The organism is Parvibaculum indicum (assembly GCF_011762095.1).
GTDB classification, from domain to species: Bacteria; Pseudomonadota; Alphaproteobacteria; order Parvibaculales; family Parvibaculaceae; genus Parvibaculum; species Parvibaculum indicum.
Genome location: NZ_JAASQO010000005.1, coordinates 141,731 through 168,079, shown reverse-complemented (window position 1 = coordinate 168,079; position 26,349 = coordinate 141,731). Strand labels below are relative to the sequence as shown.

Annotated in this window: 19 protein-coding genes; 13 read left to right on the top strand and 6 right to left on the bottom strand. The window is 63.5% G+C overall.

What is annotated here, in order from left to right:
• Position 1 precedes the first annotated feature (1 nt).
• The gene (locus tag FHS78_RS08315) at positions 2-1,594 is read left to right on the top strand and encodes a DHA2 family efflux MFS transporter permease subunit (RefSeq protein ID WP_167093079.1); all 1,593 of its coding nucleotides are present in this window, start codon (positions 2-4) and stop codon (positions 1,592-1,594) included.
• Positions 1,595-1,713: 119 nt separating this feature from the next.
• Here FHS78_RS08315 and FHS78_RS08310 read toward each other — a convergent pair whose 3' ends face one another.
• Positions 1,714-2,886 carry an acetyl-CoA C-acetyltransferase gene (locus FHS78_RS08310; RefSeq protein ID WP_167093077.1) on the bottom strand — a complete coding sequence of 391 codons (1,173 nt, stop codon included), beginning with the start codon at positions 2,884-2,886 and terminating at the stop codon, positions 1,714-1,716.
• A gap of 281 nt (positions 2,887-3,167) precedes the next feature.
• Here FHS78_RS08310 and FHS78_RS08305 point away from each other — a divergent pair, with 281 nt between their 5' ends.
• Positions 3,168-4,436, top strand: a complete 1,269-nt coding sequence (locus FHS78_RS08305; protein WP_167093075.1) for a cytochrome P450 — start codon at positions 3,168-3,170, stop codon at positions 4,434-4,436.
• Between the two features lie 109 nt (positions 4,437-4,545).
• Positions 4,546-5,868 (top strand): MFS transporter, encoded by a 1,323-nt coding sequence (locus FHS78_RS08300; protein ID WP_167093073.1) that lies wholly within the window; start codon positions 4,546-4,548, stop codon positions 5,866-5,868.
• A 4-nt stretch (positions 5,869-5,872) separates the two neighbouring features.
• Here FHS78_RS08300 and FHS78_RS08295 read toward each other — a convergent pair whose 3' ends face one another.
• The 5 genes from FHS78_RS08295 to FHS78_RS08275 all read right to left on the bottom strand — a co-directional run bounded on the left by FHS78_RS08295 (position 5,873) and on the right by FHS78_RS08275 (position 12,466).
• The gene (locus tag FHS78_RS08295; protein ID WP_167093071.1) at positions 5,873-7,369 is read right to left on the bottom strand and encodes a bifunctional 3-(3-hydroxy-phenyl)propionate/3-hydroxycinnamic acid hydroxylase; all 1,497 of its coding nucleotides are present in this window, start codon (positions 7,367-7,369) and stop codon (positions 5,873-5,875) included.
• Between the two features lie 22 nt (positions 7,370-7,391).
• Positions 7,392-8,264 (bottom strand): fumarylacetoacetate hydrolase family protein, encoded by an 873-nt coding sequence (locus tag FHS78_RS08290; RefSeq protein ID WP_167093069.1) that lies wholly within the window; start codon positions 8,262-8,264, stop codon positions 7,392-7,394.
• 16 nt (positions 8,265-8,280) lie between these two features.
• Positions 8,281-9,210, bottom strand: a complete 930-nt coding sequence (locus FHS78_RS08285) for a VOC family protein (protein ID WP_167093067.1) — start codon at positions 9,208-9,210, stop codon at positions 8,281-8,283.
• A gap of 43 nt (positions 9,211-9,253) precedes the next feature.
• Complete coding sequence (locus tag FHS78_RS08280) at positions 9,254-9,940, bottom strand: TetR family transcriptional regulator (protein WP_167093065.1); 687 nt, start codon at positions 9,938-9,940, stop codon at positions 9,254-9,256.
• Between the two features lie 162 nt (positions 9,941-10,102).
• Positions 10,103-12,466 (bottom strand): efflux RND transporter permease subunit, encoded by a 2,364-nt coding sequence (locus FHS78_RS08275; protein WP_167093063.1) that lies wholly within the window; start codon positions 12,464-12,466, stop codon positions 10,103-10,105.
• Positions 12,467-13,088: 622 nt separating this feature from the next.
• Between FHS78_RS08275 and FHS78_RS08270 the strand changes: the two genes are divergently transcribed.
• From FHS78_RS08270 to FHS78_RS08225, 10 genes are all read left to right on the top strand, one after another.
• The gene (locus FHS78_RS08270; RefSeq protein WP_167093061.1) at positions 13,089-14,147 is read left to right on the top strand and encodes an HlyD family secretion protein; all 1,059 of its coding nucleotides are present in this window, start codon (positions 13,089-13,091) and stop codon (positions 14,145-14,147) included.
• A 16-nt stretch (positions 14,148-14,163) separates the two neighbouring features.
• Positions 14,164-16,893, top strand: coding sequence for a ribosome-associated ATPase/putative transporter RbbA (rbbA, locus tag FHS78_RS08265; protein ID WP_167093059.1), 2,730 nt, complete (start codon positions 14,164-14,166; stop codon positions 16,891-16,893).
• Position 16,894: 1 nt separating this feature from the next.
• The gene (locus FHS78_RS08260; RefSeq protein ID WP_167093057.1) at positions 16,895-18,019 is read left to right on the top strand and encodes an ABC transporter permease; all 1,125 of its coding nucleotides are present in this window, start codon (positions 16,895-16,897) and stop codon (positions 18,017-18,019) included.
• Between the two features lie 272 nt (positions 18,020-18,291).
• On the top strand, positions 18,292-19,941 hold the full coding sequence (gene ccoN, locus FHS78_RS08255) for a cytochrome-c oxidase, cbb3-type subunit I (protein WP_246220408.1): 1,650 nt from the start codon (positions 18,292-18,294) through the stop codon (positions 19,939-19,941).
• A gap of 16 nt (positions 19,942-19,957) precedes the next feature.
• A complete protein-coding gene (ccoO, locus tag FHS78_RS08250) occupies positions 19,958-20,692 on the top strand; it encodes a cytochrome-c oxidase, cbb3-type subunit II (RefSeq protein WP_167093053.1) in 735 nt (244 codons plus the stop codon).
• A 51-nt stretch (positions 20,693-20,743) separates the two neighbouring features.
• Entirely contained in the window at positions 20,744-20,965 is a 222-nt protein-coding gene (locus FHS78_RS08245; protein WP_167093051.1) for a cbb3-type cytochrome oxidase subunit 3, read from the top strand.
• Positions 20,962-21,843 (top strand): cytochrome-c oxidase, cbb3-type subunit III, encoded by an 882-nt coding sequence (gene ccoP, locus FHS78_RS08240; protein ID WP_167093049.1) that lies wholly within the window; start codon positions 20,962-20,964, stop codon positions 21,841-21,843. The genes FHS78_RS08245 and ccoP overlap by 4 nt, the downstream gene beginning before the upstream one ends.
• 180 nt (positions 21,844-22,023) lie before the next feature.
• Complete coding sequence (ccoG, locus tag FHS78_RS08235) at positions 22,024-23,526, top strand: cytochrome c oxidase accessory protein CcoG (RefSeq protein WP_343041942.1); 1,503 nt, start codon at positions 22,024-22,026, stop codon at positions 23,524-23,526.
• Positions 23,523-24,047 carry a FixH family protein gene (locus FHS78_RS08230; RefSeq protein ID WP_167093045.1) on the top strand — a complete coding sequence of 175 codons (525 nt, stop codon included), beginning with the start codon at positions 23,523-23,525 and terminating at the stop codon, positions 24,045-24,047. Before ccoG ends, FHS78_RS08230 begins: the two co-directional genes overlap by 4 nt.
• 40 nt (positions 24,048-24,087) lie before the next feature.
• Positions 24,088-26,337: a heavy metal translocating P-type ATPase gene (locus FHS78_RS08225; protein ID WP_281356605.1), complete on the top strand. Its 2,250-nt coding sequence runs from the start codon at positions 24,088-24,090 to the stop codon at positions 26,335-26,337.
• Positions 26,338-26,349: the final 12 nt, after the last annotated feature.

Here is a 26,349-nt window from a genome sequence, read left to right as displayed (position 1 = left end):
CATGGCAAGCCTCGATACAACCGATGACGGCGGCGCGGGCGAATTCTCCGCCCGGCGCGTGGCGGGCTTCCTGTTCATGGTCGTCGGCATGTTCATGGCGATCCTGGACATCCAGATCGTCGCCAGTTCCATCGGCGACATTCAGGCCGGGCTCTCCGCCAGCACCGAGGAAATCAGCTGGGTCCAGACCTCCTACCTGATCGCCGAAGTGGTGATGATCCCGATGTCGGGCTGGCTCTCCCGGCTCCTGTCCACGCGCTACATCTTCGTGATTTCCGCGGGCGGCTTTACCTTCATGAGCCTGCTCTGCGCCACCGCGACCAATATCGAAACGATGATCGTCTATCGTGCGCTGCAGGGCTTCATCGGCGGCGCCATGATCCCGTCGGTTTTCTCCGCCGCCTATGGCAATGTCTTCCCGCCGGAAAAACGCGCCAATGTCTCGGTGATGATCGGCCTTGTCGTGACGCTGGCGCCCACCATCGGCCCGACGCTGGGCGGCTACATCACCGATGCGCTGTCATGGCACTGGCTTTTCCTCATCAACGTCATTCCCGGCATCGTCGTCGCCACGGCGGTGTGGTTTCTCGTCGATCTCGACGAGCCGGATTTCTCGCTCCTGAACAAGATCGACCTCGCCGGCATCGGCCTGATGGCGCTCTTTCTCGGCTCGCTCGAATATGTGCTGGAGGAAGGCCCCCGCAACGACTGGCTCAACGACAACACCATCTGGTGGTTCAGCGTCGTCTGCGTCATCTCCGGCGCCTATTTCATCGCCCATGTGCTGACGCGCGACGACCCGATCGTCGACCTCAAGGCCTATCGCAATGCGAATTTCGCCATCGGCTCCATCCTCAGCCTCTTTCTCGGCGTCGGCCTTTACGGACTTACCTATCTCTACCCGCTTTTCCTGTCCGAAGTGCGGGGCCTAAGTGCAAGCCAGATCGGCCAGATCATGTTCGTCACCGGCATCTGCCAGTTCCTGTCCGCCCCGCTCGCAGGCGTTCTGAGCCAGAAAATGGACATCCGTATACTGATCTCCATCGGCTTCGGCATGCTGGCCGTTTCCAACTACCAGATGCTCGGCATCACATGGGAATGGGGCTTCGACCAGCTCTTCTGGCCGCAGGTCATTCGCGGGATCGGCCTCATGTTCTGCATCGTGCCGGTGAATACGCTGGCGCTCGGCACGCTCTCGCCCGAACAGCTCAAGAATGCGAGCGGCCTTTACAACCTGATGCGCAATCTCGGCGGCGCGCTGGGCCTTGCCGTCATCAACACGGTGCTGATCAACCGCATCGACCTTCACAAGGACCGGCTGCGCGACTTCTTCGTCCATGGCCGCGCGGCGACGGATCAGGCGCTCGCAGGCCTTAGCGCCCATATCGGCCAGACGCCCGGTATCGACGCGCCGCTTGCGACCGTGAAGCAGCTCTACGGGCTGATGACGCGCGACGCGACCGTGATGGCCTTTGCCGACTGCTTCTTCGTGCTCGCGATCTGCTTTGCCGCCATGCTTCTGACCATGCCGATCCTGAAAAAACCGGAAGTGATCGGCGGCAGCGGCGGAGGAGGAAGCGGCGGCGGGCACTGACCCGCGGCGGCATTTGTTCGCGTCTCCCCCTCGCGTGTCCCCTCCACGCTGGCGCGAACAAAAAGGGCGGAGCAGCCTGGCTGCTCCGCCCTTCGATTTTCAGGTGACGAAAAACGCGATCAGAGGCGCTCGACGATCGTCACATTGGCAAGGCCGCCGCCCTCGCACATGGTCTGCAGGCCGTAGCGCTTGTTGTTGTTCTTCAGCGCATAGACCAGCGTGGACATGAGCTTGGTGCCCGACCCGCCCAGCGGATGGCCGAGCGCGATGGCGCCGCCATTGACGTTGAGGCGTTCCGGATCGGCGCCAAGCTTCTGCAGCCAGGCCATCGGCACCGAGGCGAAGGCTTCGTTGACCTCGAAGATGTCGATGTCGTCGATCTTCATGCCCGCGCGCTTCAGCGCCTGCTCGGTGGCCGGGATCGGCGTTTCCAGCATGACGACCGGGTCGCCGCCCGTCACATGCATGTGATGGACACGCGCCAGCGGCGTGAGGTTGTGACGCTTCAGCGCCTCTTCGCTGACGACGAGCACGCCGGAAGAGCCGTCGCAGATCTGCGAGGAAGAAGCCGCGGTCAGCGCGCCGCCCTCGGCCAGAAGCTTCACGCCCTGAATGCCTTCGAGGCTCGCATCGAAGCGGATGCCTTCATCCACCTTGTGCATTTCCTTCGAGCCGTCTTCCAGCGTCACTTCCACCGGCACGACTTCCTCGTCGAAAGCACCGGCCTGCGTCGCCTTGATCGCCTTCTGATGGCTCTGGAAGGAGAACTCGTCGAGCTGATCCTTGGACAGATTATATTTCTTCGCGATCATCTCCGCACCCGCGAACTGCGAGAACTGCACGTTCGGGTACTTCTCGACGATCTTCGGGCTCATATAGTTGCCGAAACCGTTCTTGGCCGGCAGCGCCGCGGAAAGGCCCATCGGCACGCGCGTCATGCTTTCGACGCCGCCCGCGAGCACCATGTCCATCGCACCCGACATCACCGCCTGCGCCGCGAAGTGAAGCGCCTGCTGCGAGGAACCGCACTGACGGTCCACCGAGGTCGCGGGCACATGTTCCGGCAGCTTGGAAGCGAGCACGGCATTGCGCGCAATGTTGATCGCCTGTTCGCCGACCTGGCCCACGCAGCCGAAGATCACATCTTCCACTTCGCCGCCATCGATGCCGGTCCGCTCCACGAGCGCATCGATCACCGCGCCGCCGAGATCGGCCGGATGCCAGTCCTTGAGACGGCCGCCCTTGCGGCCGCCGGCCGTGCGCGCGGCTGCTACGATATATGCTTCAGCCATTTCCTCATCTCCTTCGAGTGCTTGGTGACACCGGCAAAAGCCCTTGCCACACCGCCTGTTTCATCTGTTTCTGCAGGCACGATGCCAGCCTTTTCGGCGCCATCTTGTACATGGAATCGCGCTTGTCCAGCCCCGCATGGCTGGCCTATCGTCCTTCACGACACTGAAAAACGCGTCGCAGGGAATTGACGCAACGTAACCGCCGCGCCCGTCCGGGATAAGAAGAAAAACAAAATCCGGACCCCGTTTGCGGCACGCCGAAGCCTGAGGAAAACCCAGCCATGTTTGAAAATGCAGACCGCAAAACGATCGACAATGCCGTTGCCGACCCGCTGACCTATGCCCATCCGGAGCGCTATCACGACCTCTTCGCCTGGCTCCGGAAAAACGATCCCGTGCGCTGGGTGGAGCCGGACGGCTACCGCCCCTTCTGGGTCGTGTCCAAGCACGCCGACATTATGGAAGTCGAAAAGCAGAATGACATCTTCCTGAACGATCCGCGCCTGACGCTCCAGACCGTCGAGACCGAACAGGCGGTGCTCGACTATACCGGCGGCAGCCACCACATCGTCCGCTCGCTGGTGGATATGGACAATCCCGACCACCGCAATTATCGCGGGCTCACACAAGCCTGGTTCATGCCGCCAAACCTGAAAAAGCTCGAAGCCGATATCGGCGATCTCGCCCGCATGTATGTGGACCGCATGGAAGCCCTTGGCGGCGAATGCGACTTCGTGTCGGAAGTCGCGGTCTGGTATCCCTTGCGCGTCATCATGACGGTGCTGGGCGTTCCGGCGGAAGACGAAGCCTTCATGCTGAAACTGACGCAGGAGCTTTTCGGCTCCACCGACCCGGACATGAAGCGCGAAGAGAACACCGACTTCAACAACACGGTCGCCGACTTCTTCAACTACTTCACGGCCATCACCGAAGACCGCCGCAAGAACCCGCGCGACGATGTGGCCACCGTCATCGCCAATGCGACGATCGACGGCGAACCCATCGGCCATCTCGAAGCGATGTCCTATTACGTCATCGTCGCGACGGCGGGACATGACACGACAAGCTCCTCGACGGCGGGCGGACTGCATGCGCTGCTGGAAAACCCCGGCGAGCTCGCCAAGCTCCGCGCCAACCCCGAAGAGATGCTGCCCAAGGCGGTGGACGAGTTCATCCGCTGGTCGACGCCGGTAAAACACTTCTTCCGGACGCCGAACGCGGAATACGAACTCCGTGGACAGAAGATCAAGCCGGGCGAAAACATGATGATGTGCTACTGGTCGGCCAATCGCGACGAGGAGGTGTTCGAGGATCCCTTCACCTTCCGTATCGACCGCACCCCCAACAAGCACCTCCCCTTCGGCTACGGCGCGCATCTGTGCCTCGGCCAGCATCTGGCCAAAATGGAAATCCGTTCCCTCTACAAGGAACTGCTGAACCGGCTCGACCATATCGAACTGGCGGGCGATCCCGCCTGGGTGCAGGCCTCCTTCGTCAGCGGGCTGAAACGCCTGCCGATCCGCTACTCCATGAAGAAGAACGCCGCCTGAGGCAAAACCGGCCCGGCGCCCGACACGCATAAGGGCGCCGGACTTGCCTCCGGGCGCGGACGGCCTATTCTCTCTCGCCATTCACGGGCAAGGGGGCCTTCCGCGCAGCATGGCAACGCAGGACACGACACTTTCAAAACAGATCTACGATCTCGCCATCGGCGAGGATGCCGCACGCCTCTGCCGCGACATTCCCGAAGCCGCCTGCCACGAACAGCCCCGCAATTTCGTCCGCACCACGCTGTCGCAGGCGATGAGCCAGATTTCCGACGGGCTGGTCAATCCCAAGACCGTGCTGCCCTGGCTCCTCGCCGCCATCGGCGCGCCCGCCTTCATGCTGAGCCTTCTGGTGCCGATCCGCGAGGCGCTGGCGCTCTTCCCGCAATTGATCGTGGGCAGCGTGGTACGCCATTTTCCGGTCCGCAAATGGTTCTGGGTCGGCGGCGCCGTCGCGCAAGGCCTGGCGGCGCTCGCCATGGCGGGGATCGTGCTGGCCGGGCTCGGCGGCACCGCCACGGGCTGGTGCATCGTCGGGCTGCTGACATTTCTGAGCCTGGCGCGGGGCGTCTCCTCCGTCGCCTCCAAGGACACGCTCGGCAAGACCGTCTCCAAGAACCGCCGAGGCCGCGTCTCCGGCTATGCCACGCTGATCGGCGGTATCGTCATGGCCTGTGTGGGCGCGGCCGTCGCCCTGATGCCGGAACTGCGCGAACGACAGGACGTCATTCTGGCGCTGATCGCGGCGGGCGGCGCCTTCTGGATCGGAGGAGGCATCGTCTTTGCCGGGGTGGAGGAAGTGCCCGGCGCGACGGAAGGCGGCGTCGGCTTCCTGGACAGCCTGAACGAGATGCGCGGCATTTTGCTGAGCGACCGGGAGTTCCGGCATTTCCTCGCCGCCCGCATCCTGCTGCTCAGCTCGGCGCTGTCGCCCCCGATCTATGTCTCCATCGCGCATGACGCGACCGGCGGCGCGCTGTCGAGCCTCGGCCTGCTGATAGCGGCAACCGGCGTCGCAGGCGCGGTCAGCGCCTCCATCTGGGGCTCGCTTGCCGACCGCTCCAGCCGCATGGCGATGGGGCTCGGATCGGCCATCGCGGGCATCCTGGCCGCCATCGTCGCCGCGCTCTGGGTCTTCGCGCATTCGGCGCTGGCATATCCGCCGGTGCTGGTGGCCGCGCTCTTCATCCTCTCCATCGCCCATGCAGGCATCCGTATCGGCCGCAAGACGCAGCTCGTGGATATGGCGACCTCGCAAACGCGCGCGCAATATACCGCGCTCGCCAACACGCTGATGGGGATCGCTCTGCTCGTCTATGGCGCAATACTGGGCGTCATACTGAGCGCCAGCACGCTGGCCGCGCTCATCTTCCTGTCCGCTTCGGCGCTGGCCGGAACGGCCATGTCCTTCGCGCTCAGGAATGCGCAGGAGTGAGGCCTCAGGCGGCCGCCCGCATCTCCGCCCGGCCCGTCTTGAGATAGGCCGACCACGCCGCCAGCAGCGAGGCAGGCTCGCCCGTGCCGAACACATAGCGGTCGGGCCGAACCAGCATGGCGGGCGCATCGCCCAGCAAAGCGCGGAACGGCGCTTCGCCCTCCCCCTCATGCTCGTCCAGCGCGATAACCGCCATGCCGCCCCCGTCGACCGGGACGTCTGCCGGGGCGTCGGCCCGCCGCGCCCCGACCAGACAAGGCCTCATGCCGAGCAGGACATCCGGACGCGCGCCGCCTTCGCCCCTGAGACAGGGCGCCACCGCGCCGCCGCCTGCGATCACACCGGATGCGAGCCCCGCCAGCGCGGGCGTCGCATCGAAACGCGCCGCCTCCGGCTTTTGCATCATGTCGGCATCGCGCGCGGCGGCCAGCGCCTCGTCCTGCGTACAGACGATCTTGCCCATGGCGACCGCCATCTCGGTGATGGCGCGCACATGCGGCTCGCGTTCCGGCTGGAAACTGTCCAGCAATGCCTGATCCGCCTCGCCCCTGACGACGGCGGCGAGCTTCCATGACAGGTTCGCCGCGTCGCGCACGCCCGAGCAAAGCCCCTGCCCCAGGAAGGGCGGCATCTGATGCGCCGCGTCGCCCGCCAGGATCACATGGCCGTCGCGCCAGCGTTCTGCGAAAACGGCATGGAAGCGATAGAACGCCCGCCGTTCCACGCTCAGGCTTTTCGGGTCGGCAAAGGGCGCGATCATTGCCTCGATCGCCTCGTCCGTCATGACGTCTTCCGGCGTCTCGCCGTCCAGCAACATGAACTCCCAGCGATGCCGCCCCGGCGCCATGGGCATGGAGGTAACGGGCCGCGCCGGATCGCAATGCTGCAACCCGATGGTGGAAAGCCGCTCCGTACCGTCTTTCAGCAGCGTGTCGATGACGAGCCAGGGCTCGTCGAAGCCCATATCGTCGAGACCGATCCCGGCAAGACGACGGACCGTGCTCTGCCCGCCATCGCACCCGACGAGATACTTCGCAGCGATCTGCGTTTTGCCGTCCGGCCCTTCGACCTCGACCGTCACGCCGTCGGGGCCGTCCGTATAACCGATAAGCGACACGCCCAGCCGGACGGATGCATCGGGCTCCTCGGTCAGCGCCTCGCGCATGGCGATTTCCAGCGTCGGCTGATGGAACATGGAGGTATAGGGCCAGCCCGTATCGGCCAGCGCCGCCGGCGGGCGGAAGCCCAGCAGCAGATCGCCCTTCGCATTGCGGAACTCATAGGAGGAAAGCGGCTGACTGTTGCCGGCGACCGCCACCGCGCCGCCCGCGAGGTCCAGAAGGCGCATCGTCTCATGATCGAGATGCGCCGCCCGCGGCATCGGATAGACCTCAATCGTCTTTTCGACAACGATCACCTTCACGCCCGAGCGCGCAAGATAGACGCCCAGCGCGGCGCCCACGGGCCCGAGACCCGCTATCAGCACATCCGTCTTTTCCATCTCTTTCCTCCCGCGACCATCGTCAGCCGATGAGCGTTTTCCTTTTCTGTGCGACGACCTTGTTCTCGACGGCGCCGAGACCTTCCACCTCGACGCGCACGACATCGCCTTCCTTGAGGAATTGCGGCGGCTTCATCGCCCCGCCCACGCCGGAAGACGTGCCGGTGAAGATCACGTCGCCCACATCGAGCGTGAAGGCGGTGCTCAATTCCGCGATCTGATCGAAACAGTTGAAGATGAGATGTCTTGTGTTGGAGTTCTGGCGCAGCTCGCCATTCACCCAGCATTTGATGTCGAGCGCATGCGGGTCCGCGACCTCGTCCGCCGTGGTGATCCATGGCCCGATGGGGCCATGCGTGTCGAAGGACTTTCCCATCGTCCAGGAGTTCGCACGGAGCTGCCAGTCGCGCACGCTCACATCGTCGCCGACGAAATAGCCTGCGATCACTTCATGCGCGCGGTCCGCCGGCACGTCCTTGCAGCGCTTGCCGATCACGAAACACATCTCCGCCTCGTAGTCGAGAAGAGCCGAGACTTCCGGCAGCTCGATAGGCGCGTAGGGCCCATTGATGCAATTGTGCTGCTTGGTGAACCAGATCTGGTGCTTGGGCACCTCCATGCCGGACTCTTCCACATGGTCCATATAGTTGAGCCCGCAGGCGAGCACCTTGCCGGGCCGAAGCACCGGCGCTTCGAGCGTCACCTCGGAAAGCGGAATGGCGGACGCGCTATCGACCGCCTTGCGCGCGGCATCCATCGCCGTGTCGCCCGCTTCCAGAAAAGCGATCATCTCGGTCGGCAGGGCGGGCGCGGCGGCGGAAAGATCGACGATCCCCTCGCCCTCGACCACGCCGATGCGCGTTTTGCCCTGATGCGTAAAAGTCGCGAGTTTCATGTCTTCTCCCGGTTCCTTATTCGGCCATGGCGGGCGGGGCGTCCGGGCCCCATTGCGCGCCCATCAGCGCTTCGAGCCCCGCCTTGCCCGGCGGCGTTTGATTGTTGAAGAGATCGCCATCGGTCCAGTGCTCGACCTTGTGCCCCCAGGGATCCTTCCAGTAGTCGAAAATCTGGCTGCCGAGGACATGACGGCCCACGCCCCAGACATGGGTCTCGCCGGCCTGTTCCAGATGATTATGGCCGGCCATCAGGTCGTCGAAATTCGCCACCTGCCAGGCGGCATGGTTGAAGCCCGGCGTACCGGTGCCGACGAGGAAAAGCGTGTGGTGGTCGACATAGCGTTCGCCGCCGTCGCAGCGCATGAAGGCGCCGAGCGGTGCGTCCGGCGCCAGTTCGATCTCGTCGGAGGTCACGAAGCCGAGGCGCGCCTTGTACCAGGCCTCGCTTGCGCGAAAATCCGTGACATTGAGCACGGCATGACCGAGACGCATCACATGCGACGGCCCCGCCGCGATGCGCTTCGTCGAGCCGAGGCGCGGATATCGGTCGTCGGCATTGAAGGCGAGCGGTTCCGGCAGCGGCAACGGTGTCGCCGGTGTCTGCCCGGCCACGACATCGATGGGAAAACCATCCGGATCGGTGAGCCGCACACGGGCACCCCCGCCCGGCGCATCGGATGCCTCCACGGTCAGGCCTTCGGCATCGGCCAGTTTCGCAAGGTCGCCCTCGCCTGCCGCGTAAAATCCAAGCCCGACGAAACCGGCCTCGCCCTTATGCGTCACATGACAGAAGGGCGCCGGGCCGTTCGCACGCATATAGAGCGTGTCGTCGCTCCGGTCGGCCACATGCAGGCCGAAATCCCCGAGAAAGGCTTCCATCCGATCGAGGTCGGGCGCGGAAAAGCGCACATAGGCGATATCCGTCGCCTTGATGAGGCTGCTCATGGTCTCCTCCTATTCGGCCTTTTGCCGATTGTTTCGGGCCTGTTCACGACGGCTTGCGGAATACGGAAAGATGAGACACCTCGAATGGCCGCTTCAGAATGCCGTCGATCTCCGCCCGCGAAAGGCCGAACCCCTGAAGCAACATGACCGTCATCTTGCGGGCATAGCCTTCGCCGCGCGCGACCTCTTCCGGCGCGCCTTCATGGATGAGCGCCGCCAGCGCGGCGGTCGCCACGCCGAGAACGAAATGAAGAACGGTCTCCCTGTCCGGCGCGGCGATGCGTCCTTTGGCAAGGCCGTCGTCGATATCGCCCAGCAGATGCTGGTTGAGCCCGCGATGCATATCGATGCCGCCGTCATAGATGCGGGCCAGCATCTGCGCCTTCACCGGCTCCAGCACGACCATGGCCATATAGAGCCGCACGCCGCGTGAAATCCGTTCCGCCGGATCCTCGATCCCCTGATTGAGCTCCTCGACGGCATCGTTGATTTCGGCACGGATGGTCCGGGCGACCTCGCGCGCAATCTCGGTCCGGTCGGTGAAGTAATTGTAGAAGGTGCCCTTGGCGACGCCCGCCGTCTCGACGATCTCGTCGATCGTGGTCGCGTCCACGCCCTGCCGCGCGAACAGACGCATCGCCGCCTCGACCAGAATCTGCCGCATACGCTCGCGCCGGCGCGAAATCACCGGCCCGTCCGTCTCGGTTTTTACAAGGCGTTCTCCAGCCACGCGGCTCCTCCCGAAATTCGATATGACTATTTAGTCATAAAATGACTACTTAGTCAAATCTGGAGCGGCAGCGCATTGGACCGGGCAAAAGACCGGACAAAAGAAAAGGGCGGCACCCGTTGCCGGGGCCGCCCTCATTCAGCGTTTATGTAAAGCGCGGGGTCAGTGACCGCGCTTGATGGCGCTTGCCTCTTCCGGTGAAAGCGGCTCGCGCTTCAGCGGGAAGAAGTACTCCACCACCGCGACCAGAGCCGGGAGCAGGGTCACCGCGCCGACCATGTTCACCAGGAACATGAAGGTGAGCAGCAGACCCATATCCGCCTGGAACTTGAGCGCGGAGAAGATCCAGGTCGACACACCGATCGCCAGCGTACCGCCGGTGAACATGGTAGCCGAACCCACATCGTTCAGCGCCTGCAGATAGGCTTCGTAAGGCGTGAGCCCCATGCGCAGATAGCGCTGGATACGGTTGTATTCGTAAATGCCGTAGTCCACGCCGATACCCACCGCGATGGCCAGCACCGGCAGCGTGGAGATCTTGAGGCCGATACCGAAGGCCGTCAGGAACCAGTCGCCGATGATGGTAGCAAGAACCAGCGGCAGCACGCAGACGAGCGAACCGCGCCATTCGCGATAGGTGAGGATCACGAGCGACATTACCACCAGATACACATAAAGCAGCATCGGAAGTTCCGAGGTCGCCACTTCATGGTTGGTCGCCGCCACGATCGGCACGTTACCCGTACCGATCAGCAGATCCAGATCGTCGCGAGCGTTCTCGGGGTTGGCCTTCCACTCCTCGACCGCGCCGACGACCGTGTTCACGGTCTTCGCCTTCGTATCGGTCAGGAAGATCTGGATGGCCGCCGTCGTACAGTCGGCGTTCACCAGACCCGTGGAACTGCCCACGCTGGACGTCGCCTGGGCGAGCGCGGCGGGATTGCGCGGCAGCGCCTGCCACTTCAGATTGCCTTCCTGCCACAGCGCGTTGATCTGCTTGCCGACGATCGGCAGCGACACCACCGACTGCACGCCCGGCACATTGCGCATGTACCAGGAGAACCGCTCCAGATAGTGCATCTTGGAGTAGTCGATGCAGATCACCTCGTTCTTCGTCTCGGCGATCACGCCGAGCACGTTGAGACCGAGAGCGAAATGCTCGGCGATGTAGCGGCTGTCGCGGTTATAGCGGCTGTCCGGCCAGAGTTCGCCGGCACCGGCATGCACGTCGCCGATCTGCTTGTCGCGGGACTCGTAGAGCCCGACCATGCCGACCACCAGGCAGATGCTCACAAAGACCATCGCCACACGCGGCCGGGCAAGACCGGCAAGATACGGCCAGAGATGGGCCCGCGTCGCCATCGCCTTGCGGACCTTCTCGCCATATTCCGGGCCCGGCGCGATGTAGGACACGAGCAGCGGCAGCATGATCAGGTTGGAGATGATCTTGAAGCCGATACCGATGGAGGCCGTCACCGACAGCTCTTTGATCATGCCGATCGGAATGATGTAGAGCGTCGCGAAACCGGCCAGCGTCGTCAGCAGCGCCACGGCGCCCGGACGCAGCAGGAAGGAGAAGGTCGCGCGCGCGGCCTGTTCCTTGTCGAGACCGGCGGCCATTTCCGCGCCCACCATGTTCACCTGCTGCACGCCATGGCTGACGCCGATGGCGAAGACCAGGAACGGCACCAGCACCGCGAGCGGGTCGAGACCGTAGCCGAGAATATGCAGCAGGCCGAACTGCCAGATCACCGAACACAGCGAGGCGCCCACCGTCACCACCGTAAGCGGCAGCGAGCGGCAATAGAGCCAGAGCATGAAACAGGTGAGCAGGAAGGCGACGATGAAGAAGTACACCACCGACTTCGCGCCGTCCGCGATATCGCCGGTGAGCTTCGCGAAGCCGACGATTTTCACATCGGTGTCGGCATCGACATATTTGTCGCGAATGTCTTTTTCGAGTTTGGCCGCCACGTCGAAATAGTCGAGCGGCTTCTGCGTCTCGGGATTCACATCGAGCAGCTCGGCGCGGATCATCGCCGATGCGAAGTCGGACGAGACCAGCCGGCCCGGCAGGTTCGCCCGCAGCACGTTTTTCATCACGCGCTGGATGCTCTCCTCATTCGGTTTGAAATTCGCCGGAATGACGTCGCCGGCTTCAAGCCCCTGCTCCGTCACCGCGATATATCGCGTGTTCGGCGTCCACAGGGAGGTCACCGTATGACGGGCGACGCCGGGGATGTAGAACACATCATCCGTGGCTTCCTTCAGCTTCCCCAGAAACTCCGGGGTGAAGATGTCACCCTTCTTGTTTTCCAGGACGACGAGAATGCGGTTACCGCCGCCGAAGCCCTCGGAGTATTCGAAGAAATTCTCGATATACGGATTATCGATCGGAAGCATCTTGGTGAAGCCTGCGTCCATCCGCAGGTTCATGGCGAAGTAGCCCATCACCACCGTCATGATACCGAGCGCGATCAGGATGACCGCGCGCAGGGCAAACACGATGTTTTCAATACGCTGCAAAATAACCTCCCCTTGGGACGAGCATCCTTTTGCAAGAGAATGCCTCGAAGGTCACATCAAACCGCTGGAGCGTTCGCTCTTCTTTTTTGTTCTTTTGAGTACGTGCCCGGAAGGCGCGCACCCGACTGCCCGACATTCGTTCCCACTTGATCGTCACCGCGCCCATAGCCATTTGTTTTTCTGGCGCGGTCGAGGCAGACAGCCTCGGGACCGACGGGCCTCCTTCCGTCGCCCAGATGACGCCGGAGGTGGAGGATCGCCTTTCGGAGGGTCTCGTTCGCAGGAGGGCCCCCATCCGGGCGGCTCTCCATATCACGACACGTCTGATTGGCACAGTCCCATTGTCAATCAAAATTGCCCGCAAATTGTATTGATGTCTGATCTTCGTCGTCAGACTACCTAATTCCGCAGGTACCGGGGACGATACACTTCATTACGCTTAGTTAATGCGGTGTCGTACTCCGTAGTTGATTCAAACAGAACCTGTCGAATGGCGCCGGTCCGTCCTGCCCGCCTCTTACTTTCCGGTTTTTGATCCAGGTTCCGGTATCGCGCCGACAAAGCTGATAATGGCTGCTATTCCTATGTGAGTTTGTTCCTTTAAGCGCATTCGCGAGGCCCCATGTCCGACCTGCCGATCTATCAGGATCCTCGTTACAGAAAATACCTGGCCATCGCGGTCGCCATCCTCGTCGCGTCGGCGCTCGGGTTCTACTGGTATGACAGCCTGCAGGACGAGCTTCCCGACGGGATCGCCATGTCGAACGGCCGGATCGAGGCCGAACAGATCAATGTGGCAACGAAATATGCCGGACGCATCGACGACATTTATGTGCGGGAAGGCGATTTCGTCGAAGCCGGCCAGAAGATCGCGTCCATGGACGCCGTCCAGACGAAGGCCCAGGTGGCCGCGGCCAGGGCCGAGGTCAGCCGCGCCGAACATGCCAAGTCGCAGGCCGCCGCGGCCATCGCCCAGCGCGAGGCAGAACTCGACCTCGCCCGGGCCGAGTACGAGCGCGCGGTCACCCTGAACAGGAAAGGGCATCTTTCCACCGAGACGCTCGACCAGCGCCGCGCCCGGCTCCGCTCCGCCGAGGCCGCGCTCACCACCTCCAGGGCCGCGGAAGCCGAGGCCGTCTCCGCCATCGAAGCCGCCCGGGCCCGGCTCGACCAGCTTCAGAACATGCTGGACGACATGGACCTTGTCGCGCCGCGCGCAGGCCGCGTCCAGTACCGCGTTGCCGAGCCGGGAGAAGTCCTCGCCGCCGGCGGCACGGTCGTCACGCTGCTCGACGTCTCCGACGTCTATATGACGATCTTCCTGCCCGCCCGTCAGGCGGGACGTCTCGCACTTGGCGACGAGGCCCGGCTGATCCTCGACCCGGCCGCCGACTACGTCATTCCTGCCAGAGTGACTTTCGTATCGAGCGAGGCGCAATTCACGCCGAAGTCCGTGGAGACGCAGGAGGAACGCGACAATCTGATGTTCCGGATCAAGCTCAGCCTCGACCCCGAGCTGCTCGCCCGCTTCGAAAAACGGGTGAAAACGGGTGTGCGCGGCGTCGGCTATGTGCGGCTCGACCCCGCCACCGCCTGGCCCGACCGGCTCCGGGTGAAGCTGCCCGAAGGCGCCCCCGCGCAGGACACACCGGCAGCCGCCGCCGGATCGGATCAGGGCTGATACGGGAAACGGCACCATGCAGGAGGTCGCCCCGAAGGTCGCGCAGATCCGCTCCCTCACCCATCGATACGGCGACAACGCCGCGCTGGAGGACGTGTCTCTCGACATTCCCGCCGGGTGCATGGCCGGGCTCATCGGACCGGACGGCGTCGGCAAATCGACGCTTCTGGCCATTCTGGCAGGCGTCCGCCGCATTCAGTCGGGACAGGTGAACGTACTGGACGGCGACATGACGGACCGCGTCCATCGCAGCCGCTGTCACGTCCGCATCGCCTATATGCCGCAAGGCCTCGGCAAGAACCTCTACCCGACCTTGAGCGTGGAGGAGAATCTCGACTTTTTCGGACGGCTGTTCGGCCTGACCCCCGCCGCCCGGCGCGAGCGGATCGACGAACTTCTCGCCGCGACCGGGCTTGCCCCTTTTCCCCACCGCGCGGTCGGGGCGCTTTCGGGCGGCATGAAGCAGAAGCTCGGGCTGTGCTGCGCGCTCATTCACGATCCCGATCTTCTCATTCTCGACGAACCGACGACAGGCGTGGACCCGCTGTCGCGCCGCCAGTTCTGGGAACTGATCGACCATATCCGCGCCCGGCGGCCGCAGATGAGCGTGCTCGTCGCCACCGCCTATATGGAAGAAGCCGAACGCTTCGACTGGCTGGCGGCGATGGATGACGGCCACATTCTCGCAACCGGCACGCCGGACGAGGTCCGCCGGGCCGGGGGGCACGAGACGCTCGAGGAAGCCTTTATCGAACTGCTGCCGGAGGAAAGGCGCAAGCGGCACCGGGCGGTCACCGTGCCGCCGAGACAGGCGGACGGCGATACGGCGGCGATCGAGGCGGAAGGGCTGACGCGGCGCTTCGGCGATTTCGTCGCCGTGGACAATGTGAGCTTCCGCATCGAGCCCGGCGAGATTTTCGGCTTCCTCGGCTCCAATGGCTGCGGCAAGACCACCACCATGAAAATGCTGACGGGGTTGCTGCCCGCCAGCGAGGGCGTGGCCAGGCTCTTCGGCAAGCCGCTCGATGCCCGCGACATGGCCACGCGACAGCGCGTCGGCTACATGTCGCAATCCTTCTCGCTCTATAGCGAACTGACCGTACGGCAAAACCTCGAACTGCATGCGCATATCTTCGAGCTGCCATACGACGAAATCGAACCGCGCGTCCTCGAAATGCTGAAGAGCTTCGAGCTGGAGGACGTGGAGCACAGCCGCCCGGACGACCTGCCACTGGGCATCAAGCAGCGCCTGCAACTCGCCGTGGCGGTGATCCACCGGCCGGAAGTGCTGATTCTCGACGAGCCGACATCGGGCGTCGATCCGATCGCCCGGGACCAGTTCTGGCAGTACCTGCTGGACCTGTCGCGCAACGACGGTGTCACGATCTTCATCTCCACCCATTTCATGAATGAGGCGGAACGCTGCGACCGCGTCTCGCTGATGCATGCGGGCCGCGTCCTGGCCGTCGGCGTACCGCGCGACCTGGCCGAAAGCAGCGGCGGAGGCTCTCTGGAAGAGGCCTTCGTCGAATATCTCGAGAAAGCGGCGGCGCCATCCCGGATGACGGACGGCGTTATCGGACGGGCCATGCCCGAACCGGATCAAAACGGACGCGGGAAAGCCGGAAGGCGCAGTTTCAGCCTGCAGCGCCTGTGGGCCTATACGCGACGCGAAGCGATGGAACTTCTGCGCGACCCCATCCGCCTGACCTTCGCACTCGCCGGCCCCGTCATCCTTCTGCTCGCCTTCGGTTACGGCATTACCTTCGATGTCGAGGATTTGCCCTATGCCGTTTTCGATCAGGACCAGTCGCTCGAAAGCAGGACCCTTATCGAGGGGTTCGAGGGATCCCGGTATTTCGACGAAAAAACGCCGGCCCGTTCGGAAACCGAATTGATCCAGCGGCTGAAGAGCGGAGAGATCGTCATCGGCGTGGAAATTCCCTCGGGTTTCGGCCGCGACCTTCTCGGCGGACACCACCCCGAAATCAATCTGCTGGTCGACGCCGCCTCGCCCTTCCGCGGCGAGACCGCCGCGGGTTACGTGAGCGGCATCGCGCAGCAATATCTCGCGGAACGATATCCGGGGCTCGCGGCCAACATATTCTCGGTCGAAACGCGGATGCGCTACAATCAGGCCTTCAAGAGCGTCTACGCCATCGTGCCAAGCGTCTTCACGCTGATTCTGACGATGATCCCCGCCATGATGACCGCCGTCGGCGTCGTGCGGGAAAAGGAATACGGCTCCATTGCCAATTTCCGGTCGACGCCCGTGACCCGGCTGGAATTCCTGCTGGGCAAACAGGGACCCTATATCGTCCTCGCCTATATCAACTTCCTGACGCTTCTCGCGATGGCGGTCTTCATCTTCGGGGTGCCCGTCAAGGGCTCATTGCCCGCACTGCTTCTCGGATCGCTCCTCTATGTGGCGGGCACCACCGGGTTCGGCGTGCTGATCTCGTCCTTCACCAATACGCAGGTGGCGGCCATGTTCGGGGCGGCCATCATCTCGATCATCCCGGCGGTCAATTTCTCGGGCCTTCTCGTTCCCGTCTCCTCTCTCTCCGGCGCGGGGCAGATCATCGGCCTGTCCTTTCCCTCGGGCTGGTATCAGCCCATCTCCGTCGGCGCGATGACCAAGGGCCTCCACCTCTCGGATATGTGGACATCCTTCGCGATGCTGGTCCTGTTCGCGCTGGCTTACCTGTTCGTCGCCCGTATCGCGCTCAGAAAGCAGGAGCGGTGACATGATGCATTTCGTCCGGAATGTCTGGCGCCTCGGCGTGAAGGAATTGCGCTCCTTCCTCGCCGATCCGATCCTGCTGGTTCTCGTCATCTACATCTTCACCGTCGCCGTCTATTCGGTGGCCACGGGGGCCAAGACCGAAGTGGTCAACGCGGCCGTCGCGGTTGTCGACGAGGACCGCAGCCCCCTGTCGCGCCAGATCGCCGCCGCGCTCCTGCCACCCTATTTCCAGCAGGCCCGCTACATCGATGCGGAAGAAGCCATCACCGGCATGGACAGGAACGAGTTCGTCTTCCTGATCGATATTCCGCCGAACTTCGAACGCGACCTGCTGCGCGGCGACAAGCCGTCCATTCAGGTCAGCGCGGATGCGACCGCCATGTCGCTGGCCGGAATCGGGGTCAACTATGTTTCCTCCATCATTTCCCAGGAAATTTCGGTCGCGCTCAGGGAGCATGGCGTATCGAGCGACCAGCCGATCAATCTCGTCTCCCGATACCTGTTCAATCCGAATGCCGATTCGCTCCGCTACACCTCCGTCATGCAGGTAATCAACAACGTCTCCATGCTGGCGATCATCCTGGCGGGTGCTGCGCTGATCCGCGAACGCGAACGCGGCACCGTCGAACACCTCCTCGTCATGCCGGTGAGCGCCGCCGAGATCATGGTCGCCAAGATCTGGGCGAACGGCCTGGTGATTTTGATAGGCGCTCTCATCTCCCTCTCTCTGGTCGTGCAAACGATTCTGGGGATACCGATCGCAGGCTCGCTGACGCTTTTCGCAGTGGGAATAGCGGTCTATCTGACGGCCGCGACGGGACTGGGGATCATGCTGGCCACTTTCGCGTCCACCATGCCGCAATTCGCCCTGCTCGCCATACCGGTGCTCATCATTTTCGAGCTCCTGTCGGGCAGCGCAACGCCGATGGAGAGCATGCCGGTCTGGCTGCAGGACGTCATGCAGCTCTCGCCCTCGACCCATTTCGTGGCTTATGCACAGGCGATTCTCTACCGCGGGGCGGGACTTTCCATCGTCTGGCCCAAACTGGCCATGATGGGGGCCATTAGCGTGGCGTTCTTCGTGATCGCGCTGGCCCGCTTCCGAAAGGCGCTGCTGAACGGCTAGCCCGTCCCCGGGTGAGACATCTGCAGACAGGGAAGTACGTAATTGTCCGAATGCGACATTTCGCAGCGCGGCAAGCTGGTCTGTTCTTGCCTTTCCCACAATCATGTTATGGACTTGGTTAGCTGGCGATGCGGGGCGTAGGCAACACCACTCATCCGCCAGAGGGGAATTCAGCACTTTCGTCCGGGGCCACCCGGATTTTGAGGCACAGCTTAAAAGGAGATCGTCACATGGCGGTTTCGAGTGAACCGAGGGACCACATCCCCGGCACCATGACAGCCGCGTCCTACGCGGTTATCGGGGCGCTGATCGTGGGGGCGCTTTGGAGCGTCATCACGGCGGCAAAGGCAACCGACTGGCAGATGGCCGCCCATGCATGGGTTTTCGCCTTCGCCTTCGTCGCTGGCATCTTCCTGATCGGCCAGCGCCATTTCAACGCGATGGAGAGCGGGTCGCCGGAAGAAGGGCACCGCTACAATGACGGCGTCGTCAAGGCAGGCGTCATCGCGACGCTCTTCTGGGGCATAGCGGGCTTTCTGGTCGGTGTCGTCATCGCCTTCCAGCTCGCCTTTCCGGTGCTGAACTTCGACATCTCCTTCATCAATTTCGGACGTCTGCGCCCGTTGCACACCTCCGCGGTGATCTTCGCCTTCGGCGGCAACGCGCTGATCGCGACCTCCTTTTATGCCGTGCAGCGCACCTGCCGCACGCGCCTGGCAGGCGATATCGCGCCCTGGTTCGTGTTCTGGGGCTACCAGCTCTTCATCGTGATCGCCGCCACCGGCTATCTGATGGGCGTCACCCAGAGCCGCGAATATGCCGAACCGGAATGGTATGCCGATATCTGGCTCACCATCGTCTGGGTGGTCTATCTGCTGGTGTTCCTGGTCACGATGGCCAGGCGCAAGGAACCCCACATCTATGTGGCCAACTGGTTCTATCTCGCCTTCATCGTCACCATCGCGATGCTGCACCTGGGCAACAATCTGGCGATCCCGGAGAGCATCTTCTCCTCCAAGAGCTACGCCATGTTCGCCGGCGTGCAGGACGCGCTGATCCAGTGGTGGTACGGCCATAACGCGGTGGGCTTCTTCCTGACCGCGGGCTTCCTCGGCATGATGTACTACTTCGTGCCCAAGCGCGCCGAGCGGCCGGTCTATTCCTACCGCCTCTCGATCATCCATTTCTGGTCGCTGATCTTCATCTACATCTGGGCAGGCCCGCACCATCTGCACTTCACGGCGCTGCCCGACTGGGCGCAGACGCTGGGCATGACCTTCTCGATCATGCTGTGGATGCCGAGCTGGGGCGGCATGATCAACGGCCTGATGACGCTGTCGGGCGCCTGGGACAAGCTCCGGACCGACCCCGTCATCCGTATGCTGGTCGTCTCGGTCGCCTTTTACGGCATGTCGACCTTCGAAGGTCCGGTCATGTCCATCAAGGCGGTGAACTCCCTCTCCCACTACACCGACTGGACCATCGGCCATGTGCATTCCGGTGCGCTGGGCTGGGTGGGCTTCGTCTCCTTCGGCGCGGTCTACTGCCTCGTGCCGTGGCTGTGGAAGCGCGAGCGGCTGTATTCGCTGGCGCTGGTGAGCTGGCACTTCTGGATCGCCACCATCGGCATCGTGCTCTACATCACCGCGATGTGGGTGTCGGGCATCCTGCAGGGCCTGATGTGGCGCGCCTACGATGCGCAGGGCTTCCTCGAATATTCCTTCGTGGAAACGGTCGAGGCCATGCATCCCTTCTATATCATCCGTGCGCTGGGCGGTGTGCTCTTCCTCACGGGGGCGCTGATCATGGTCTATAATTGCTGGATGACCATACGGGGACGCGAACGCGCCGGCGAAGCCGCGCAACACCCCGCCATCGCTTCCGGCCTCAACGCTGCGCCCGCCGCGCAGCCCGCCGAGTAAGGGAGGTCATACAATCATGGCAAACAACACTTTCTCTCACGAACGGGTCGAGAAGAATTCGATCCTGCTGCTTGTCCTGATCCTGATCGCGGTCGCCATTGGCGGCCTGGTCGAGATCGTGCCGACCTTCCTGATCAAGAGCACCATCGAGGATGTGGAGGGCGTTCGCCCCTACTCCCCGCTGGAGCTGGAGGGCCGCAACATCTACATCCGCGAGGGCTGCTATCTCTGCCACAGCCAGATGGTCCGCTCGCTGCGCGCGGAGGTGGAACGCTATGGCCACTACTCGCTGGCGGCCGAGAGCAAATACGACCATCCCTTCCAGTGGGGGTCGAAGCGGACGGGTCCCGACCTTGCCCGTATCGGCGGCAAATATTCCGACGAGTGGCACCGGCTTCACATGGAGGACCCGCGTTCCGTGGTGCCCGAATCCGTGATGCCCGGCTATCCGTTCCTCGCGGAAACGCCGCTCAAATACGGCGAGATCCAGGACGATCTGAAGGCGCTGCGCGTCACCGGCGTGCCCTATTCCGACGAGGACATCGAGAACGCCAAGGCCGACCTTCTGGCCCAGGCGACCCCCGATGCCGACACGGAAGAGCTCATGCAGCGCTACCCCAAGGCGGTGGCCCGCGACTTCGACGGCAACCCGGAGATGATTTCGGAGCTGGACGCCCTCGTCGCCTATCTGCAGATGCTCGGCACGCTCGTGGACTTCAACGCCTATGAGAATGCCGACTTCAAGCAATAGTCCCGGATCATCGGGAACAACGTCATCACAGGACGACCGGAGACGCAGAATATGACAGGTCAGGAAGCATACGATTTCTCGAGGACATGGCTCGCCACAGGCGGTCTGATCTTCCTGTTCGTGCTCTTTCTCGGCATCGTCGCCTATGCGCTCTGGCCGTCCAACAAGAAGACATTCGACCGCATGGCCAGCCTGCCGTTGCAGGATGACGACGACACGCCCCAGGGCGCGGATGCGGCCGCACATAAGGACGAGACGGAGTCCGACAAATGAGCGAAAAGCACAAGGACGAGATCACAGGGGTCGAGACCACCGGCCATAGCTGGGACGGGATCCGGGAACTGAACAACCCGCTTCCCAAATGGTGGCTCTATACCTTTTACGCCAGCATCATCTGGTCGATCGCCTACTGGGTCGTGATGCCCGCCTGGCCGGTTATCTGGAACGGGCAATGGACCTACACCGAAGGCGTGATCGGCTATACCAATCGCAACAGCGTCGCCGACGAACTTGCCGCCGTGGCGGAGGGCCGCTCGGAAGTGATGCGGGAGATCGCCCAGACCCCGCTGACCGAACTGGCGCAGGACCCCAAGCTCAGCGAAGTGGCGCTCGCCGCCGGCAAGGCCTCATTCGGCGACAACTGCGCCCCCTGTCACGGCTCCGGCGCAGCGGGCGGCGAAGGCTTCCCCAACCTCAATGACGATAACTGGCTCTGGGGCGGCACGCTGGACGATATCCACACCACCCTGCTTCACGGCATCCGCTGGGAAGCGGACGAGGAAACCCGCCTGAACGTGATGATGGCCTTCGGCGATCTGGGCATGCTCGACCGCAAACAGGTCAGCGACGTTGCCGAATATGTGCTGGAAATTTCCGGTCAGGAACACAACGCCGGGGCGGCCGGCCGCGGCGCCGAGATATTCGCCCAGAACTGCGTCTCCTGCCACGGCGAGGACGGAACCGGCAACCAGATGCTGGGGGCGCCCAATCTCACCGACGCGATCTGGCTCTATGGCGGAGACAAGGCCACCATCGAACAAACCGTGTCAAAGGGACGCAGCGGCGTCATGCCAGCTTGGGGCGGACGCCTTGACGAAGGCACTATCAAGTCGCTGACGCTCTATGTGCATTCGCTGGGCGGCGGTGAGTAGCAGCCGCCTCACAGCGTAGCGAGAGATCAGCCCGGCCTGCGAGAGCAGTGCCGGGCTCTTCTTTGACCGGTCGGTTTTGACAGAGGTCATGGAGCGTTCCCGGTCAGCCCGCTACAGTTCAGATAGCTCAGAGTTTGGCAGAAGCAGATGTCCGAAACCTTGTCCCCGGAAAATAGTGGTGTGAACAGCGGTCTCGATGCCCTGGTCGCGGAAGCCTCCGCCAATGCGGGCGGTGGGGAAGAGGCGGTGACCCCGGTCAACGCCCAGAAGAACCGTCCCCTCTACGAGTCGCGCCAGAAGGTTTACCCCAAGCTCGTCCACGGCAATTTCAGGAAGCTGAAATGGCTGGTGATGGCGCTGACGCTGGGCGTCTACTACACGCTGCCCTGGATCCGCTGGGAACGCGCGCCGGGCCTGCCGGATCAGGCCGTGCTCCTCGACTTCCCCGCGCGGCGCTTCTACTTCTTCTTTCTCGAAATCTGGCCGCAGGAATTCTACTACATCACCGGCCTGCTCATCCTGGCCGCGCTCGGCCTCTTTCTCATCACCTCGGTCGCAGGCCGCGTCTGGTGCGGCTACACCTGCCCGCAAACGGTCTGGACCGACCTGTTCATCCATATCGAGCGCTTCTGGGAAGGCGACCGTTCCGCACGCATCCGCCGCGACAAGCAAAAGTTCAAGCCCGCCAATATGGCCCGCAAGCTCGGCAAGCATGTAAGCTGGGTACTGGTCGCCATCGCGACGGGCGGCGCCTTCGTCTTCTATTTCGACGACGCCCCCACGCTCGCGCAGCAATTCCTGCAATTCGATGCCGCGCCGGTCGCCTACATCTTCGTCGCGCTCTTCGCCTCCACGACCTATCTGCTGGGCGGCCTCGCGCGCGAACAGGTCTGCATCTATATGTGCCCCTGGCCGCGCATCCAGGGCGCCATGTTCGACGAGGAATCCCTGCTGGTTTCCTATGAAATCGACCGCGGCGAACCGCGCGGTCCCCACAAGAAGGGCGCAAGCTGGGACGGCCGCGGCGACTGCATCGATTGCGGACAATGCGTGGCCGCCTGCCCCATGGGCATCGACATTCGCGACGGCATGCAGCTCGAATGCATCCAGTGCGCGCTCTGCATCGACGCCTGCAACGAGATCATGGATCGGGTCGAGCGGCCCCGGGGCCTGATCGGCTACGACACCATCCAGAACATGGAACGCCGCAAGAACGGCGAAAAGCCGCGTTTCCGCATTATCCGGCCGCGCACCATCCTCTATACGGCGGTCTGGGCGCTGGTCGGCGTCATCATGCTCGTCGCGCTCCTCAACCGGGACACGCAGACTATCAGCGTGCTGGCCGACAGAAACCCGCTCTTCGTGCAGCTTTCCGACGGCTCGATCCGCAACGGTTTCGAGGTTAAGATCATCAACAAGGAGCACAAGCCGCAGACCTTCGATGTCAGCGTCGACGGCCTCAACGGCGCGGTGCTGCTGCGCGGCGGTGCGACGGACGCCGACGACACCGAAGTCGACGTCGCGCCGGACGACCTGGCATCCGCCAAATTCTTCGTGGCGCTGCCTGCCGACAGGCTGAGCCAGCTCAAATCCGGCGAAGCCGCCTTCACCTTCAAGGCGACCAATCTGGAAACCGGCGAAGTGTCGGCCAAGGACGTGAATTTCAAGGGACCGGAGAAATGAGCAACGCGGAACAAACGCAAAAGCCCGGCTTTTTCGGCCGCCTGACCGGATGGCACGTCCTCGGCATCTTCCTGCTCTTTTTCGGCATCGTTTTCGGCGCCAATGGCTACATGGCCTATTGGGCGATCTCGACCTTCTCCGGCATCGAAATCAACGACGCCTATCAGAAGGGCCGCGCCTATAACCATAATCTGGAGGCCATGGAGGCGCAGAAGAAGCTCGGCTGGACCGCCGATATCGAGGAAAAACTCATTCTCGGCCCGGGCAACAAGACGCATCTCCGTGTCCGCTTCGCCGATGCCGGGGGGACGCCATTGACCGGGCTCCGCGTCAACGGCACCTTCTGGCGGCCGGTGGCCCAGGGCGGCGACCGGACGCTTGCCCTCGTTCAGACCGCGCCCGGTCTCTATGAAGGCGACACGGACCTGGAATGGACGGGGAACTGGCTGGTGCGCATTTCGGCCGAAGACCCCCAGGGCAAGAAATTCGTGCAGGAAAAGCGCGTCCTGATCGGCCGCTGAGCCAACATCGGCGGCCCCGCCTCGGGAAAGGGGCAACCAATTGAACGAGACAGCAGCAAGCGAAACCGGCAGCGGCCGGGGGGCGGACAAGGCAAAACCGGCCGGACCGAAAGCCGGGCGCGTCGACCCGTCTCTCTTCGTGCGCAAGACGCCCGACGGCCTCAACCAGATCGATCTCGTGGTGCAGGACATGCACTGCGCGGGTTGCCTCAGAAAGGTCGAGCGGGGCCTGGGCGAATTGCCGGGCGTGGAATATGCCCGCGCCAACCTCTCGACCAAGCGCGTCGCCGTCCGCTGGCAGCCGGCCCGGCTGAAACCCGCCGACATCGTGGAAAAGCTCGCCGATACGGGCTTCGAGGCCGTTCCCTTCGACCCCAAATTGCTGAGTGCGCTCGACGAGACCGAAGAGCGCCGCCTGCTGCGCGCGCTCGGCGTGGCAGGCTTTGCCGCGGCAAATGTGATGCTCATTTCGGTGGGCGTCTGGGCCGGGCTTGCCAGCGACATGGAGCTTTCCACCCGCGCCTTCTTCTACTGGATCTCGGCGCTGATCGCGCTGCCCGCCATCGCCTATGCGGGCCAGCCCTTCTTCCGCTCCGCGCTTCGCGCCCTCAGGGCGCGCAGCATGAACATGGACGTGCCTATTTCGCTGGCCGTCTTGCTGGCGACGGGCATGAGCCTCGTCCAGACCATCGTCAATGCGAGCCATGTCTATTTCGACGCGAGCGTGACGCTGCTCTTCTTCCTGCTGATCGGACGTTATCTGGACGTTCAGGCGCGGGCGAAAGCCTGTTCCGCCGCACAGAACCTGCTCGGCCTGCGCGCCATGGCGGCGACCGTGATCGGGCCGGACGGCACGCAGCATTCCGTCCCGGTCGAGAACCTCGAGCCCGGCATGAAGGTGAGCGTCGCCTCGGGTACGCGGATCCCCGCTGACGGCGAAGTGCTGACGGGCCGCGCCGACATCGATACGAGCCTCGTCACGGGCGAAAGCGTGCCGACCGCCGTGTCGCCGGGCTCGAAGGTCTTTGCGGGAACGCTCAACATTTCCGCGCCGCTTACCTTGCGCGTCACCAAGCGCGACGACGATTCTCTGCTGGCCGAAATCGTGCGGCTGATGGAATCGGCCGAACAGGGCCGCGCCGGCTATGTACGTCTGGCTGACCGTGCCGCCCGCATTTACGCCCCCGCCGTGCATGTTCTGGCCGCCGCCACGCTGGCCCTCTGGTTCGCACTCGGCGCGGGCTGGGAAACGGCCTTCACCCATGCGATCGCCGTCCTCATCGTCACCTGTCCCTGCGCGCTCGGCCTTGCCGTGCCCGTGGTACAGGTCGTGGCGACCGGCAGGCTCCTGAAACATGGCGTCCTGGTCAAGGCATCGGACGGCCTTGAAAAACTGGCCGACGCGGACACCATCGTCTTCGACAAGACCGGCACGCTGACGCTGGGCGAGCCGGAACTCGTCTCGGCGGGCGATGCGGGCCCGGTGGAGATCGCACTCGCCGTGGCGCTCGCCCGGCAAAGCCGCCACCCGCTGGCGCGCGCGCTGGCCGCCCATGGCGCCGATATCGCCGCGCCTGCCCTTTCCGACATCCACGAAGTGCCCGGCATGGGCATGGAAGCGATGCTGGATGGGGAAACGGTGCGTCTCGGCAATCGCAGCTTTACAGGCGCCGACGACGAAGTCTCCTCCCATGCGGGCCCCGAACTCTGGCTCGCCAAAAGCAGCGACGCGCCGCGCCGGTTCCAGTTCGCGGACAGAGCCCGAAGCGACGCCGCCGAAACCATCGCCCGGCTGACTCACGAGGGTTTCGCGATCGAACTCCTGTCCGGCGACCGGGAGGAAGTCGTCCGCGAGCTTGCGGCCGACCTGAACATTGCCGATTGGCGCGCCGAAGCGCGGCCCGACGAAAAGATCGCCCGGCTGGAAGAACTGCGCGCGCAGGGCCGCAAGGTCCTGATGGTGGGCGACGGCCTCAACGATGCGCCTGCGCTGCGGGCCGCCCATGTCTCCATGTCGCCCTCCAGCGCCGCCGATGTGAGCCAGACCGCCGCCGATTTCATCTTCCAGGGCGCCGACCTCAGGCCCATCGTCGAAACGATCCGTATCGCGCGCGGAGCGCGGCATCTGGTTGTGCAGAACTTCGGACTGGCGCTGGTCTATAATGCCGTGGCGGTGCCGCTGGCCGTTGCCGGCTATGTGACCCCGCTCATCGCGGCAATCGCGATGTCCTCCTCCTCGATCACCGTCACGCTCAACGCGGTGCGCCTCAACTGGCGCCGGATCGACTGACCTTGCGAGGGA